Annotated in this window: 10 protein-coding genes and 2 riboswitches; of the genes, 1 reads left to right on the top strand and 9 read right to left on the bottom strand. The window is 36.0% G+C overall.

The features are described 5' to 3' along the window. Positions 1 to 4: 4 nt before the first annotated feature. Positions 5 to 1,141, bottom strand: a complete 1,137-nt coding sequence (locus BZG02_RS14475) for an FIST signal transduction protein (protein ID WP_101262159.1) — start codon at positions 1,139 to 1,141, stop codon at positions 5 to 7. A gap of 256 nt (positions 1,142 to 1,397) precedes the next feature. Here BZG02_RS14475 and BZG02_RS14470 point away from each other — a divergent pair, with 256 nt between their 5' ends. After that, positions 1,398 to 3,794, top strand: coding sequence for a transglycosylase domain-containing protein (locus tag BZG02_RS14470; RefSeq protein WP_101262158.1), 2,397 nt, complete (start codon positions 1,398 to 1,400; stop codon positions 3,792 to 3,794). Here BZG02_RS14470 and BZG02_RS14465 read toward each other — a convergent pair. The 8 genes from BZG02_RS14465 to BZG02_RS14430 form a co-directional block, all read right to left on the bottom strand. Next, positions 3,791 to 4,603, bottom strand: a complete 813-nt coding sequence (locus BZG02_RS14465) for a CHAD domain-containing protein (protein WP_101262157.1) — start codon at positions 4,601 to 4,603, stop codon at positions 3,791 to 3,793. The two genes, BZG02_RS14470 and BZG02_RS14465, sit on opposite strands and share 4 nt — an antisense overlap. A gap of 120 nt (positions 4,604 to 4,723) precedes the next feature. Then, complete coding sequence (locus BZG02_RS14460; protein ID WP_101262156.1) at positions 4,724 to 6,976, bottom strand: family 20 glycosylhydrolase; 2,253 nt, start codon at positions 6,974 to 6,976, stop codon at positions 4,724 to 4,726. A 150-nt stretch (positions 6,977 to 7,126) separates the two neighbouring features. Then, entirely contained in the window at positions 7,127 to 8,194 is a 1,068-nt protein-coding gene (locus BZG02_RS14455) for a DUF5074 domain-containing protein (RefSeq protein WP_101262155.1), read from the bottom strand. 10 nt (positions 8,195 to 8,204) lie between these two features. Then, positions 8,205 to 10,115 carry a TonB-dependent receptor plug domain-containing protein gene (locus BZG02_RS14450; protein ID WP_101262154.1) on the bottom strand — a complete coding sequence of 637 codons (1,911 nt, stop codon included), beginning with the start codon at positions 10,113 to 10,115 and terminating at the stop codon, positions 8,205 to 8,207. 89 nt (positions 10,116 to 10,204) lie between these two features. Continuing rightward, positions 10,205 to 10,414: riboswitch (cobalamin riboswitch) on the bottom strand. A 147-nt stretch (positions 10,415 to 10,561) separates the two neighbouring features. Further along, entirely contained in the window at positions 10,562 to 12,685 is a 2,124-nt protein-coding gene (locus BZG02_RS14445; RefSeq protein ID WP_101262153.1) for a TonB-dependent receptor plug domain-containing protein, read from the bottom strand. 164 nt (positions 12,686 to 12,849) lie between these two features. Then, positions 12,850 to 13,055: riboswitch (cobalamin riboswitch) on the bottom strand. Positions 13,056 to 13,130: 75 nt separating this feature from the next. Next, positions 13,131 to 14,435: a nitrogenase component 1 gene (locus tag BZG02_RS14440; RefSeq protein ID WP_101262152.1), complete on the bottom strand. Its 1,305-nt coding sequence runs from the start codon at positions 14,433 to 14,435 to the stop codon at positions 13,131 to 13,133. Continuing rightward, positions 14,401 to 16,671, bottom strand: a complete 2,271-nt coding sequence (locus BZG02_RS14435; RefSeq protein WP_101262151.1) for a nitrogenase component 1 — start codon at positions 16,669 to 16,671, stop codon at positions 14,401 to 14,403. The genes BZG02_RS14440 and BZG02_RS14435 overlap by 35 nt, the downstream gene beginning before the upstream one ends. Before the next feature lie 49 nt (positions 16,672 to 16,720). Then, positions 16,721 to 17,905, bottom strand: coding sequence for an ABC transporter substrate-binding protein (locus tag BZG02_RS14430; RefSeq protein ID WP_101262150.1), 1,185 nt, complete (start codon positions 17,903 to 17,905; stop codon positions 16,721 to 16,723). Between the last annotated feature and the right edge of the window lie 2 nt (positions 17,906 to 17,907).

The following is a 17,907-nucleotide window of genomic DNA, read 5'->3' as shown; positions in this document are numbered from 1 at the left end:
AGTTCTATTTTTCAGAAAAGGTGGTTATTGTCATGGTTTGATTGTGCAGATAATACTTACTATCTTTCGTAAAAGGAGAGATTTCACCATAGGAATAAAAACCACCAATAATTGCTTGATTTCCGATTACATCAGCTACTACCTCCACTTCTTCTTCCACTAACTGCTTCAATACCAATTTGCGACCAACACAACTAATTAAGATTGCCAATTCCGACTCGCCTGTTGGGATCATATCCGTACAAGCTTTTGCCGATAGTTCAGCTCCTAAAATCAGACTATCCACATTGGCCTTCATCAATTTCACATAAGATCCTTCCGGAATATTTCCACCAAATAAAAGACTTTGATCTGCTTCATTGATTCCATGCACCGTGCGAACTACTGCATTTTTAGAATCGCCTATGCGGCAACTTAAGGGAAATGACATTCCGGATAATGGCAATTCTTTTGCACGTTCGCCCAAAAATTGTTTGTACAACAAAAGCGCTGGTTGCTGATCCAACTCATACAAAACATTATCTTTTGATTTTGTGACATGGCGCTCAATACCAAAATTTTCCCAACCTCCATTTGTACCATAACCAACCGAAATGGCATCGCCATAAAATCCCAAGGCACTAACACAATTGTTTTTTGCCTCTCCCTCTTTAGTAAATACAAAAGTTTCGGAAAATCTGGTTCCATCGCCAGCTAAACCACCAGTTACGGCTACCTTCTTCGATAGTTTATTTTGAATTCCTTCGATAAGATGGCATCCATTGATATGAATTCCATCCGATAAAACCATTAAATGCTTTAAATCCTTAGCCGGAAATTTCTCGCACAGTTTTTCACCACATTCAATATTCGTTTTATAATCGTTCAAATCAACCGATTCAATTCTAAGTTTGGTAGAAGAAAATTGAACTGCAGTAATCGAAATACTATTTTTAAATACCTCTAAGCCTGAAATTTCACCAGAACTTGAACATCCAAAAATAAGACAATCAGAAAAAGAATTCCGAATTGCAATTCTAAATTCCTTATCACTTATCAATTCACCTAGTCCAAATATAAATAGTAAATCCGGCTGTAGCCGAATGTCTTTTAGTTTAGAATATTCCGCACTGGAACTTATGATAACTTTTTCTACTTTCATCCCCTTGGTTTTAAACTAAAGTCTAATTTCTCACACGACTTAAATCATCCGTATCTAACAATTAACAACAACAAATAGACCTCTCGTCAATTGAACGAATACGGTGAAAATTTGAGACTGTTACAGTAAGATACTAAAAAAACAAGCATTATTGTTTACATTTGAGCACGAAAAATTTCAAATGGTTAGATTCGGCTCATACTCCTTTTGAAAAAAAATCGTTATTGTATAAACTACCACGTTATTAAATTTTAGAATGGCAGCAACAAAAAAACCTTCCAAAGGAAAAACCACCTCTCCAAAGAAAAAAAGCAATAAAAAGAAAAGCTCCAAAAAGCGTTCCTTTTCCAATTACTTGTTCCGCTTCTTAGGTTTAGGTCTACTTGCACTGCTGGTATTTGTAGGAATATTACTGGGAAGTGTTTACATTGGAATTTGGGGCAAACTGCCAGATTATTATACTCTTAAAAGTATTAAAAATGCAAATGCCTCGGAGATTTACTCCGAAGATGGAACTATTTTGGGAAGAGTTTATGCCGAAAACCGAACCAATGTAAGCTTTAAAGATATTCCTCCAGCGGCGATAAATGCCTTGATAGCTACTGAAGATGCTAGATTTTATGAGCATCAAGGAATCGATCAAAGAAGTTTGATGCGTGTATTGGTAAAATCATTAGTAATGGGCGACAGAAGCTCAGGTGGAGGAAGTACCCTGAGTCAGCAATTATCAAAAAACCTATACCCCCGGGGTAATTTTGGTCCTTTAAGTATGCCTGTAAATAAAATAAAGGAAACCATAACAGCATCGCGTCTTGAGAAAATTTATTCGAAAAAAGAGATTCTACAACTGTACTTAAATACAGTTTCGTTTGGAGAGAATGTTTTTGGTATTGAAAGTGCCTCCCGACAATTCTTTAGCAAGCCAGCATCGAAAATGGAGATTCATGAGTGCGCCGTGCTTATTGGAATGCTTAAAGCTCCAACATCCTATAATCCACGATTGCATCCTGAAAAATCAAAACAAAGAAGAAATGTTGTTTTGAGTCAAATGGCCAAATATGAATTTATATCCGATCATCAACTAAAAGAAATTCAGGCACGACCATTACTATTAAATTATCAAAAGCAATCTACACAAGCTGGTTTAGCATCCTACCTGCGCGAAAGAATAAGAATTGAAGCAAATACGATTTTAAAAGACCATCCCAAAGAGGATGGCACCTACTATGACATTTATCGCGACGGACTAAACATTATAACCACATTGGATGCCAGAATGCAAATGCATGCCGAAAAAGCCGTTGCAGAGCACATGAAAAACCTACAAACACAATTTGTACAACACTGGGGCAAAAAATCCCCTTGGGGAGATAATACCGCTGTAATAGAAGATGCTAAACTAAGATCCGATCGTTACAAACAACTAAAACAAAAAGGAAAATCGGCACAAGAAATTAATAAAATTTTTAACCAAAAGGTGAATATGAAAATATTCACTTGGAATGGAGATAAAGCGGTAAAAATGTCTCCTCTTGACTCCTTAAAACATTATGCCCAACTATTAAACACAGGCTTTTTAGCCATGGAACCTAAAAGCGGGAAAATTAAGGCGTGGGTTGGCGGTATTAGTTTCGATCATTTTAAATACGATCATGTAAAAGCCAAGCGACAGGTAGGATCGATATTTAAACCTATTGTTTATGCCGCAGCTTTGGAGGAAGGAATATCGCCTTTCGATTACCTTCCTAACGAACGGAAGATTTATGAAGAATATGATAATTGGTCGCCACGAAATGCTGATAATCTTTACGAGGGAAGTTACAGCATGGAAGGAGCTTTGGCCGAATCGGTAAACACCATCGCCGTGGATGTTCTTTTGGAAGGTGGTATTCGCAATACAATTGCTCTGGCCGAAGAAATGGGAATTGATAGCAGCTTACCAAAGGTTCCATCTCTAGCCTTAGGAACTGCCAACATCTCTTTGTATGAAATGATTCAAGTATATGCCACCTTGGCCAACCGAGGAATTCATGCAGATCCTTACTATATTTCGAAAATCGAGGATCAAAAAGGGAATGTAATTGTAGACTTAAGTGCTGAACGAAAAGATAATCGGTTCGTAATATCCCCGCAAAATGCAGACATTATGAATCATATGCTTCAAGCGGTGGTGAACGATGGTACGGCAAAATCGCTTCGTTCTATTTACAGGTTAGAAGGTGATTTAGCTGGAAAAACCGGTACAACACAATCGCAAGCCGATGGTTGGTATATTGGTTACAATTCCAATTTAGTAGCCGGAGCTTGGGTTGGTGCTGAAGATATGCGCGTTCATTTTAACTCCTTAAGTCTGGGACAAGGAGCAAGCATGGCTTTGCCTATTTACGGAAGATTCATGAATAAATTAAGCTCGAACAGGAACTTTAATCGCTATACTGATGCCCCAATTACTAGACCTGACAGTGATATTTTAGCCGATTTGGATATGCCTCACTATTTGCCACCGGAATCAAACTTTTTCGACAATTTATTTGGTGTACAAGCAAATGATGAGGATAAATTGATGAAAAGAAAAGCAAGAAAAGAGAAACGGGACAAAGAGAAAAACTCGATTTACCAGAAAATTAAAAATATATTTGGACGTAAAAACTAAAAGTGGTTTCTCAATAATTTGTCAGACTCACTTTTAAATTCTTGTTTTAATCTATTGTTCTGATTTTTTAAATTTCGAATAGTTCGTTTCACCGTTGGTTGCGTTAATTCCTGGTCGAATAGAATCAGTAAATCATCCAAAGACTTATAATTATGCCAATTACCAAGTAATGTTTCGGTAGAATTTACAATATCCAACGCTTGTCGTCTATTCTCTTCATCCTGAAAAGCAAGCAATACATACTGAAGCGCCTTAACAAGCTTCAATATTTTTCGAATTTCATGATGATATTCCTCTCCTCTCGAAGAGTTAAATAATTTATTGACGATTCCCAGCTCGTCGTGAATAATGCTATCCACCTTAATAGTTAATTCCGAAACATTTACCTGATTTAATAATGGATACAAACGTGCAACTCTCTTTTTAAACTTCAGCGTATCAAATGCAGCTAGTTTTTTTCTAAAATCTTCGGCTTGAGCACTCAGTTTAGCATCTAAAAGACTCAATATCTCGGAAGATAAGACAACATCCCCACCAAGCATCAGTGATTTAGAAACCTGAAATGCACGAAGTTTTCCTGCACTTTTGAAGATTCCTTTTAACTGCTTCAATAGCTTCGAACCAACATCGGTATTTAATTTTAATTCATCGACTAATAAGAGCAGACTGCGCAGGTATTTAATACTTACACGCAACTTATGAATGTCTTCTTCTTTAATTTGTTTTGCCTCCGACAAATAAATTAAAAAAGAATCGAACCTCTCTTTATAAAATAAACTTAAACTGGTATTTTCTTCTGTAGTTGGCATCTTTTTCCGTTTTATATACAAGATACATAAAATCAAAATATTACAAGCATGAGTTGCTAATGATTTTTTTTGTAGCACAACAATCTCCTATTTAATAGCAATAGGAGATTGTTTTTTTTACTAATAACATAAATGAGTTGTTGGTATTTCTATTTGATCAAAAGCTTGAGAGCACCACGTTAATTTTTGGTTTGCATAAGGTGTATTTTTCACTAGCAGCATTCGAATAGGATACACACCTTGTTTTAAATAAATACGAGCTCTTCTCTCCAATCTAGAATTTAAACCATCCGATTCTATCACTACATGCTCCCCAATACTAAAAAGAGCCGGATCGATAGAGTAATTAAAGAATGTATAAGTCGCGTTCTCATCAATCTTAAGATATCCAGTAATTTCAACAGCATAAAATTCTGCCTCGATATTCTCAGGGAATTTAAGTTCATCAACAACTCCACAATTTAGAACTTCTTTTTCCACCACATCGTAAATCGAAGCAAATTTCCCTTTTACTATTTTGTATTTCAAGCCTACATTTAATTTCGAAACCGTATCGGCTACTAAAGGATCAATCTTAATACACTCTATGCTTCTTACTCTACTTTTTGCGCCTGAACTATGAAAGCTCTGAACTTTAACTGTACTTGTTTTATCTAACTCTATTTCCTGCTGATATACGGAAGAATAAATATCTGGATCGGATCCATCCAAAGTATATCGAATTTTTGTATTCTCAGAATCTATTTCTAATGGAAGTACCATTTTATTAAAAAAGAAGTTTTTATTCACTCCTCCATGAGGAGCCTTCACAAAAAAGTGAATGTTCTTCTGCTTCAATAAGGAATAGTGATGATTCAATCTGGTCTGGAAATCCTTCCAATTGCGCTGTTGCTTGCGCGACCAAACGACTTCAGCCAAAGCACAAATACGCGGAGCCACCATGTATTCCACTCGATCTGAAGTATGCATATATTCCGTCCATACATTTGCCTGAGCTCCTAAAATATATTTCGCCTCCTCATCATTTAACTCTACTGGTGTTGGTTCAAATTCATATACCTTTTGCAAGGAAGTAAAACCACCAATAGCCGTTGGCTCTATGTAATTTACATCCTGATAATGATCGAAATAGCAATGCGTTCCTGGTGTCATTATTACATCGTGATGTTGCTTTGCCGCCTCTATTCCTCCTGCAATTCCCCGCCACGACATAACGGTTGCTTCCGGAGCCAAACCTCCTTCTAATATTTCATCCCATCCAATTATTCTCCGATCTTTAGTCTGAAGAAATTTTTCCATTCGCTGGATAAAATAGGACTGCAATTCGTGTTCGTTCTTTAAGCCTTCCTCTTTCATTCTTTTTTGACACAAAGGACACTTCTCCCAACTTGCCTTTGGACACTCATCTCCTCCGATATGAATGTATTTAGAAGGAAATAATTCAATAACCTCCAGCATCACGTTTTGTAAAAATTCGAAGGTACTTTCCTTTCCGGCACAATATACATCATCAAAAACGCCCCATTCATTCTCCACCTCAAAAGGACCTTCGTTACAGGCCAATTCGGGATAAGCTGCAAGTGCCGCAACAGAATGACCAGGCAATTCAATTTCTGGAATTACAGTTATATAACGATCTGTAGCATAAGCAACAACTTCCTTAATTTGTTCCTGAGTATAAAATCCACCATAGCGACTGCCGTCTTTTTCGGTACGCCATGCTCCTACTTCGGTTAATTTTGGATATTTCTTAATTTCAATTCTCCAGCCTTGATCTTCGGTTAAATGCCAATGAAAAGTATTCATTTTATACATGGCCATTAAATCGATGTACTTTTTAATAAAATCAACCGAAAAGAAATGACGACAAACATCCAAATGCATTCCTCGATACGAATATCTTGGTTCGTCTAATATTTTTACAAATGGAACTTCTGGAGCACCTTCTAAAGGAATTAACTGCAATAAGGATTGTATTCCGTAGAAAAAACCACTTGCGCTAACAGCCTCAATCAAAACTCCATTCTGGTCAATAATCATCGAATATTCTTCCTCTCCCCACTCTACATCTTGTACCAATTGAAAAGAAATAAGATTGGTAGCAAACACTTTATCCGAACTATTTTTTTGAATTCTTAATCCTGTTAGTTCCGTAATTTGATCGGACAAATAGCTGGCTAGAATCTCTTTGTTCTCAATACCTTCAGAAAATACGATACTTGTAGTTTTCTCCAACAAAAAACTACCTTCCGAATGAATTAATCTGGCTGGTTTGGGAATAATACTGATGGAGCTATTTGCTTGAGCTTTGGAATTGGTAGAATTCATAACTTGCGCACTTATTAGCAACAAGAACAAAATGGAAGTTCTCATAGAATGAATGGATTAATAATTTGTATTAGGCTTTTGGAAGTATAAAAATAAACAAATATTCCATCCTCTTCCCATAATTTAATCATAAGCATAAAAAAAGTGGCATCCCTAAATTTAGGAATGCCACCAATATTTTATAAAACAGATTTATTAGTAAGAAAATGTTGTTGAATTAGGCATTGCTCCAACTGTAAATTCTTTTAACTTTTCAGCTGTTGAAGAATATACAATTACTTTCCCAGGATTTGCTCCTACACACAACCAAAGGTTACCATTTTGAGGATTTACATCCATTCCGTAGAAAGTAGCATCAATAAATTTAGCTGTTGGTAGAGCTGTAGCTGTAATACTCATTGCATAAACAGCATCAGACATATAATAAACAGTTTTTTCATCTTTACTGATTGCAATATTTTTAATTCCTGGAGAACTTAAATTGGTTAAATCAAATGATGATACTGCATATGTATCTCCACTAATTTTTGATATTCCAGCATTAGTATAACTAACGCTTGGATAGTTATCATAGTTAGGTACACCACTACAATACACCCAAAGATCGCCATTTGCATCTTCAACCATATCCTTAGGGCAAGATTTCACAGTGATTGTCTCTACCACTTTGTCTGTATCCACATCAATAACAGAAACTGTATTGTCATCATTCGACCATCCGCCACTATTTACAACGAATAATTTATTCCCGGAAACAATCATTTTTTCAGGTCCTGCACCAACTGCAATCTCCCCATTTTTAGTCATTGTTTCTAAATCGATAATGTAAACCTCATTATTTTGCTTTGAATAACTTGCATCAGCACCATTACCATTCGATACGTAGGCTTTTCCATTAGCAAAAGCAATTTCCCTAGGGTACGAGAAACCCGAAATAGTAGCAAAATGCTTAAAATCTGTAGCCGTAACAACTTCAACATAACCAGCCCCGTTTACTGTAGTTACAACAATAAATATGTAATCGCCATTCATTGCCATAGATTGAGGATACTGACCTAAAGATATACCACTATTTGCAGCAGCGAAATAATTTAAAGTAACCTGGTCATCTTCATCAATTAAGCTAACTGATCCATTAGTACTTCCTTCGTTCAGTACAAAATTTCCTTTTAATTTAGAGATGTCATTATCATCATCAGAACACGATACGAATACAAAACTCGCAATCAACAAGCCTAATCCAAATTTTAAAAACCTATTCATATTTTTAGTATTAAAAAATTACATTCACCCCAAAATAATATGCTCTGCCAGGCATGGGGTAAAACCTAACAATTTCATATGATTCATCCAACAGATTTTCTACTCTTCCCGTTAGTTTAATTTTTGCAAATTTGGTATCGAAACGATAAGCTCCATTTAAATCAATAAGCAAATTTCCATCTACCTGATCGCCTTCCCAAGTATTGGTATTGGAACGCAGCGTTCCCAAGGCTCCAATATCCCACCTTCCACATAAATAATCGGAAGAAAATTTCACTAGATGATGAGGACGGTAAGCTAATGTTTCTTTGTACTCCTCACTTTCTTTATCGTTATTATAGGAGTCGTTATAAGCATACTTTAAGGAAGTATGAAGACTATTTTTTCTAATATTTTTAACATGATTCGCCTCTATATCGAATCCCTGAATAACAGTTTTTCCAATATTCATCGGTTTCCAAATTGTTCCTGATTCTGGTTGCCAAGCAATTAAATCATCATTTAAAGCTTTATATGCATTCAAATCAACAGAAAGACTGCCACCTAATGTCTTTTGTGGCAACATTACCAAACCTAATTCATAATTCCAGCCATTCTCCGATTTTAAATCGAGATTACCCGCATTATTCCAGTATCGCTCATTAAATGTTGGTCTTCTGTAATGAGTGGATCCTTTCGCTCGGAAGTTTAAAACATGAGGTGCGAGATGAAACAAAGAGCTAAAAGAATACATTTCTGGTGGGTTCACCTCCGAATTCCATTCTTTACCATAGGTAAAAATAAAGGTTCCGATTGATGGAGAATACTTAGTCGCTAAAGTTAATCTCGATTCATTTTCAATGATATCGCCTTGGTAATTGTTCGTAATTCCCTTTAACCAATTGTACTTTCCGTTAACATCAACGCTCAATTTATCCGTTAAATAGTACCTTAAATTGGCATCGTTCAACCATCGTTTTGATTCTATTTCCGAAAATATTTTGTATCCGGTATTTGTAGCGCTACCTCTATCGGTATATTTCAAATAATCCGACAAATAGGCTGATTTGACTTCCAGTCGGAATTTACCAATCAGCTTCTTCCACCCTACGTAAGCTTTAAAGGAAGAATCTCTTTGCTTTTGAAAACTAACCGGATCGCCAATTCCCATTAAACCGGCAATATTTTTTTCTTTCACCTGATACCAAACCCCTAAATCGATATAATGTTCGTTTATTTTTAAATGCATGTCCTGAATAGTTCCGAAGGCTCTGTTCTCATTGTTATTTAATCGCTCGGTAGGAGAACCAAAATCATGAAAATCGGTGTACGAAAAATCATTCTTTCCATATTGAAAAAATGCCTGACCTGAATAGGAAATCCAATTATTGGAATACTTCCCATAAAGTTTTGTTTTCGTGTTTGAGAAACTTCCCACTTCAGACATTATTCCCAAAGTAGATTTTTTCTTCCAATCTGGAGAATTCGACAACTCAATAGCTCCCCCCAAAGTTCCGGAACCATACAAAGATCCTACAGCACCATAAATTACCTGAACTTCATCGAAAGAACCAGCATTTATTAATGATAAATCGGCAGATCCTGTTGTTAAAGAATTAACCGGAATTCCATTCCAATTTACAGATGTATGAGTACCCGAAGCACCACGCATTCCGACCGTGGCAAGCCCTCCAAAAGCACCATTGGACGATACATTTACCAAAGATGTTTTCTGGAGTAAATTAGATAAATCTTTTCCGTCGTATCTCTGAATAAGAATAGAATCAATTTGAACTGTTTTTTCGGTGGCAGAAAAATGCTGTAATCGTGGCGCTACAATATCAACCGATTCGATATGAATCGTATCAATCCCAAGTGTTTGACCACTACCATACAAGCTTAAAAAGCTTCCTAACAGCACAAATACAAATTTCAACTTCATCTTACTATTTGATAAAGAAGAAAACACAAGGACAGAGCAAAAGAAATAGATAATTCGATCGTCTTCCAAACATCTTCTCCGAATGTTTTGAAAATTAAGTTTGCATTGGCAGGTCTTCTGACTTACTCAACTTTTTCGGCCTTCCCATTCCCTTTTACAAGAACAGTGGCATTGCAGTGAAAAAGCTTTTTTATTGAGCTTACAGCTACGGGAACAGCTCCGGACTCTCACCGGATTCCCTTTTCATCTCCACCTGATAAAATATCAGATACACGAGAACCAATTACTCTGCAAAAATATAAAAAAAAGTCAAATCAGATTACTTAATCTCTTATTTAGAACCTATTTTAAAACACCTTGTAAATCAATACACAACAAATTAATAATCATAAGAAAAGGGACATCCCAAAACTGGAGCATCCCTTTTCAACTGCATAAAAAATCTTTTAAAACTTATAATTAAACTTTGCTGTTATTGTTCTGCCAGGCATATTGTAGCCATCTTTCTCGGTGTAATTTTCATCGAGCAAATTATCTACAGATAAACCAAGACTATACTTCTCTTTGATTGTATAATTTGCTGAATAGTCAAAAACCATTGAAACAGGATGACGAAGAACTTTTTCGGTAACATTAGTTCGAACTGGATAATGGGTATACCAATTGTCTTCGTAACGATGCCCAATATAACGAGCATTTAAACGGGTCGAAAATCCATTTAAATTGTCAAAGTCAATTCCAAAATTGGCATTGTTATCGCGAACATATCTCATCGAACTTTCTTTATTTTTATAAGTTCCATCGGTTTGTTTCTCTCGCTCGGTTACCATAGCATCTATAATATGGGTATAATTTGCATATAGCTTCAGTGAATAATTATAATCAACCAAAGCGCCAAAATCGTAAGATGCTTGAATTTCGATACCATCCATATCGGCAAAATTTGCATTCTTAAATGTAATGTACTCATCTCCATTGTATGCGGTACCATCTGGATCTTCAGAAAATCTGACAATCATGTTCTTATGATGTGTTTTAAAATAAGTGAAATCAAAATTAAAACCCTTGGCAAAATTTTGATATTCAAAGCCAAGATCAAAAGTATTACTCTCTTCATTTTTTAAGTTTGGATTTCCTTTAGTCGTTCCATAAGCACTTGTATACAAACCTGCCTTTTGAAATGCATCAGGAGCATAAAATGCATTTCCCCAACTTGAATGCAGAGCTAAACCCTCTAGAAGTTCATATTTCACCCCAATATTTTGTGTAAACACGTTGTATTCCTCTGAACTCGCTTCATTTCCTAACAGATGATCTGCTTCCAGATTTAATTTTACCAAATCGTACCTTGCTCCTATGGCGATATTCAATTTACCCTCTAAAGTATTTGTATTAATTTGACCATAAATACCCGTTGCTACATTTTTATATTTCGGAGTAGAAGGCGCGATAACATCACCCGTGGTAGTCCATTTATTGCTTTCAAATACATCGTTTTTATTATCGATACCAAAAGCAAAAGAATGATCTCCAACTTTAAACGCATCCTGAAGAATAAAGCCGTAGTTCTTATGAATACTTTCTGTATCTCCATATTTAGAGTTGAATGAAGTTGACTCCTCTTTACTATGAAAAGGAGACAAACTTAAGTTATGATTTCCTATTTTTCCCAGTACATCGGCACTTGTTGTATATGTATTCATATCTTTTGAATTCATCCCATACACATGCCAAAAGGAACCTGGAGTTTCGACATCATTGGCTATAAAAACAGACTGATGGATATTGATTTTCCAGTTTTCGTCTAAAATAAAACCTAAACGAGCACTTGCATTCTGTCTTTCGAATTGAGAATGCTCCATTTTCTCTCCGTAAGTAGATGGATCTAATATGGCTTCGGCGTCACTTTTTCCCAGAAGATTCTTTTCCCCGATTTTATAATCGGCTCCTTGCTTTTGGTAGTTGTAGCTCACATCAAAATCCATCGACTCTGATAATGCCCCACCAACACTCAAATTTGCAGTATACTTTTCGAAGCTTCCGTAAGAAACACTTGCATTTCCAGAAATGTTTTGCGTGCTTTCTTTCGTAACAATATTGATTACTCCAGCCATAGCCGAAGAGCCATATTGAGCAGAAAAAGGGCCCTTTAGAATTTCAACCCGCTCTACATTCGATAAATCGATTGTTGCAATATTTGTGGTTCCAGCAGGCCTACCATCAATTAAAATTACATTGTATTTGTTGGATGTAGATGGAGCGAAACCTCTCATACTAACTGCCGAAGAAATACCTGGATATTGAATGATATCAACACCCGAAGTCTTTTTTAGCAATTCTCCCATATCAACAGCGGGAGTTGCCTCAATCATTCTTCTTGTAATAACCTCCACCTTCTGAGGAAGATCTTTCATTTTGGCATTTACACGCGATGCATTAATTTGAACTTCGGATAAATCGAGGTGTTTCACAACCGTTTTATCTTCGGTTGATTTTGGAATCTCATCAGCTTTTACTGCAGAATTAAATAATGATAGCAATGCAAAAGCCGTTAAAAATGTTCTTTTCATGTTTTTAAGAATAAAATGAAATAAGTTTAACGAATGCAATGCAAACAGGGAGCTCACAGAAAAATTTTGCAACAAAACATACCGAACCAGTTATGGCAGATCAATCCTTGTATCAATGTTGATAAAGTTTTCGTTCACTTGCTCTTTTTCCCGAAAGCAATGACTTAAAATTGATTGCAAAGGCAGGTCTTCTGACTTGTTCTACTTTTTGAGGCCTTCCCATTCCAAAATTGGAACAGTGGCATAGGTCTTTCAAAAAGCTTTTTTTAGAACTTACAGCTACGGGTATAGTCTCGGATTTTCACCGAATTCCCTTTTCATTTCATTCTCGATTATGAGAAATGAAATACCAAATGCGGTGCAAAAATAAATAAATTTTTACAGCGCATTCCTTTTTATATCATTTTATTCCTCCTAACGATAAGATTTTTTTTTCGAACAGAATTTAACTTACAAACTTAAGTCCATTCAACAACTGTTCAAGCAAATACAAAGAACCATTACTTCCAATAAATGTTTTTGGAAGTACGTGTACATACCCAAAACTTGGCAGTGAAATTTCTATTCCAAATAAAGAATTACGGGTTAACTGAACTTGAGCAATAGTGTTTGCATCAGCTAATACGAGAGAAGATAATTCGATATTCTCGAGTTTTCCTATACTATTCCTCAATCCGTTAGCTTCTAAAAATCGATTCAATTTTTCCTCATAATCTCCATTCCTATCAGCCGGAATAAACTCTATTTTTTCCGGGATCATACCCAAATAAGAATGCATAAAATGGGTAAATGCATAGGCCATTGATGCTTCTGCTTTGATAGAAAAATAAGCACCTTTCGGCAAGCCTGTTAACGAATTAAAACTGTACAAATTGGCAAAAGCTCTGGCTCTTGCATGCATAACATCTTTAATTGCAGGCGAAACATCACATAATAAGCAATTACAAACTTCTTGCAGAAAGTTTTCACAAGCATCGAAACCAATACACATTCCCGTTTCCATTTCTATATAAGGAATTCCAAACTCTTTTTCCATCCATTGTGCAGCTCGCTTTCCATATTCCGGCTGTAAAACGATATTGAGTTCAGCTTCAGTAAACCGGCTTAATTGTTCGGTTGAATCACCAGCCAACATGCTTGTTTTAACTTTTATGCCACATAAATTTAACAGGCGCTTCATTTCTAAAATATCACCTTCAAAATATTTGTGATAAATTGAGACTCCTAACAAATTGACTGTTTTTTTCTCTTTAACCAACTCTCCAACAGGCTTTATGCTTTGAAGAATCTTTAAGAACGTATCGGAATACCCTTTAGAAAAAGCCTCTGAGAATCCAGTATTTTCTATTGTGATTCCCGGCATATCGGGATAAGCATTTCTAAAAAAACTTTCCAAATCATCTCCAATTAAGGCTGCTCCCGGAGAGTTGACAATTGCCAAATATTCGAATTGATCATTACGAATAAACTCCAGAATAGCTTCCAGCTTTTTAGTCGCTCCATATACAAAGTCATGATCATCTAAAAAAGTACAGGGAATTCTATTTTGTCTGAAATAATATCGTTCTGGATTCGTCACCGGATCATAGGAGAATCCTCGAATTAATTGATCGCCAGAAACTGCTGCATGATAAAATTTACAACCAGTAGGTCCATTTAATACTACAAGACTGTCTTTTATTCCCTCCAGAGCGAACAATGCACCTGAAAAGGCATCAGGCAAAATATTTGGTAAAGTGCTCTCTATCATTTTTCCAGCTTTCTTTAATGTTTTTATTAAATATCTCTTTCCATCGACTTGCCAAATCTAGCCCACTAAAAAATCCACAACCCGGATTATAAGGTATAGTATCGCAAAAGAAATCTCCTTTAATTACTGTTGTATTGTAATTGGTTAGTAAAATGTCTGGTTGCAATTCTGCAAGCTCCTCACCCTCATTCACAAACTCATAATTCTCGACCAATTTCACTCTATCTAAATATCTCGACAGAAAACGATCATCCATACATGAATTGATAATATTAACTTGAATCACTTCCATTTCCAGGGCAAAAATAGTTTCCAACAACCAATCAATATTTCTCATATACATGACTATCAATATTTTCTTTCCTTTCAAATAAGGCTTAAGTTCATTCAACCTTCTTGTAAATTCATCCTCCTTAGCAAGTAACATATCTGTCAAAACATCCTCTTTTTGATACAAGGAAGCCAATCCCTGTAACCATTGTTTTGTTTCATAAAAACCAACCGGTAAACGATGAGGGAAAAATTTAGCACCATATTCATTCTCCAGAAAATCTTTCAACATTCTACCCATATAATCATCCATTGCAAGAATGTTGTAATCAGCAAGCAGTAAGTTTTTTATATTTTCAACTGTTGTATTCTTTATAAATCGACAGTTAATCTCTAAGCCTAAAGAAGAAATTAACTCTTCCACTATTTTGTGATTGTTTTCTGCATTTCGCCCAACAGAACGTTCTCCAATAATATTAACCTTATTTCCAACTGGCTTTACTTTTTTATCAATCAGATAACGCGCAATTTCCAGATGAGACATGATTACACCTTGCAAATAATCTCCAGCCATATCCCCATCGGCTTTAATTGGAATAATAGGACATTCCTCTGTCCCCATTTGAAGAATATGATCTAAATCATCACCACTAATTCCGGGAGTACAAGATGTAGTAATAATTAATGCTGCAGGTTTTTCTTTCAAACATTTTTCTACTTTTTTGCGCAATAGATCCATCCCTCCAAAAACCATCACACTCTCATCCATATCGGTACTTTGTAAGGGAGGAATAATATTTGATGTCAACACTGCTCCTCTCTCAAACATAGCTCTACGTCCAATACTGGTAACTGCATTATTTGCCATATGAGCACAACTTGCCGGGCCATGAGATAAACTTATGGCATCGGTTACCTGTATACTAACTCCGATACTTCCATTATAGGCACATCCATGCAAAGGCTCTCGATACAAAAGGCTCTTAGAAATAAAACTTTTAGGATCTTTTTTTTCAACTATTTTACGATTAAACCTCTCATTAGCAGTACTATGATCTAATTTTACACTGTCAGATTCTACCGTCTTATTCTTATCATTTACACCTGCTTTTTCTTTCTCGTTTCGACAGTTAGAATCTTTAACTTTAAAGCCTAAAACCGTTTCTTCCAAATCGATATCTTCTAACGGATTAGCTCCATAAAGCTCTCCATTTTCAATTATTAGACCTGCTAACTGCTCAAATTTCTCTCTCATAGAAGAATGAGGGAAACGCTCAGTTAAAGTCATTCCTTCCTGTTCAGCAATCGCAAATTCGTCGCTGCGAGGTATATTTACGCATATTGGCAAATTTACTGCTTTGGCAAAACGTTGAACTCTTCCCTCCTCATCTGCAACACCTCTCTGATTAAAGATAATTCCTCCAATCCTCTTTTTGCCGTGATCGTAATTTTTAATTCCTTTTAAAATATTATTCGCTGCATAAATCGACATGTATTCACCCGAAGTGACCACATAAATTCGATCAGCATACTCCCGACGAATAGGTACTGCAAAACCACCACACACCACATCGCCCAAAACATCATAAATCGTATAATCGAAGTTTATTTCTTTTATTCCCAGATCTTCTAACAATTTAAAGGTGCTGATAATACCTCTACCCGCACAACCCACCCCAGGCTCTGGTCCACCTGCTTCAACGCAAGCAACATCACGATATCCATGGAATACGATATCGTTTAAATTGTAATCATTGGGTTCGGTAGCTTTCAAATAATCTAAGGCAGTTGTAATATTTCGCCCGTTCATTAATAAACGTGTAGAATCGTGCTTAGGGTCGCAACCCACTTGCAAAATTTTCTTGTTGCATGCAGCAAGAGCAGCTGAAACATTGGCTGAAATAGTCGATTTACCAATTCCTCCTTTTCCATAAATAGCTACCTGAGTCAATTTACTTTTTGCCATATATCTTTCTAATTTCTCTATAAAATTCGAGGAACAACTCACAACACGATTACTGTAGTTTCGAAATAAAATATGTCGTATCCTGCGGTAATATTTCCGGATGAAATACCTTTATTAAATCCTTTAAAACAAGATCAGGACGAATTGGAGCGGTCTCCCACCAATCGCTACCTCCCGACAAAGACAATAATTTATAGATGTTGTAAACATCTCCATTCCTGTACGCTTTAAATTGAGTATAAATGTGATCTGCATTCTCGATTTCCTTTAAACTTTTGCTTTGCCCCGGACTTAACCAAATATCCGCTTCACTACAATGATCCATTACACTTTCTACACTCATAGGAATACTTCCTCTTGTAGTATCAGCAAGGAGAAAATAGTTAGCACCTGCATCTCTTAAATAATTAACCATGTAGTTTCTTCCTCCGGGCACATACCACACTCCGCTATAGCTCCAGCCCATCACAACAGAAGATTTTTTCTCCAACTTACCTGCCATCTTCTGAAGTTTTACATACCGACTTTCCACATTTTCAAAGAAGTTATTTGCCTCCAAATCTTTATTGAAAAAAGCCGCAATAAATTTAATCCATTCAGCACGACCCAATGGAGTTGATTCCATCCAATTTAAAGCATATGCCATATTGAATCCTATTTTATTTAAATGAGTTTCTCCGGCTTTTACCTCATTTAAAGCAGATAAAATAATCAATTCTGGGGCAAGTTCTACAATTTTCTCAATATCCAAGTTTGTATTGTGCGCGCCCCCCAAATTAGGTAGACTCCCTTTGTTAAATCTCGATTGTAAATTATTGTTGTATATACGATTAGCTCTGGTAAGTCCAACAATTTTATCCAACAATCCTAACTCAGCAAAACTTCCAATGTGTGAGTTTGAGAAAAGAGCAACAGATTTTACCGGTGTTTTAACGTAGAATACATTTTCGGGAATGTCATCCGGCACTTCACATTCTTGTGAGATTAGAATGTATTTTTTTAGAACAATATCCTTCTTCCAAGGATTGTAAACCGTAATTTCCTTAAAACCATTTTTTACCTCAATCGAAAATCCTTTTGCATGTTTCACCTGAGGCGTAAAAGAGAAATCAAACTTCTCTTTTTTCATTCGAATCTGAGCCGATACATCCTGACGATGAACCTCTTTCCGTTTGTAATTATTGCATCCTCCGCTCAATACAATCACAAACAAAATCAATAAAATTTGTTTCATCA

It is taken from the genome of Labilibaculum filiforme (assembly GCF_002843315.1).
In the GTDB taxonomy this organism is placed as follows: domain Bacteria; phylum Bacteroidota; class Bacteroidia; order Bacteroidales; family Marinifilaceae; genus Labilibaculum; species Labilibaculum filiforme.
Note: the sequence above shows the minus strand (reverse complement) of the source record. Positions and strands in the feature narration are given on the sequence as shown.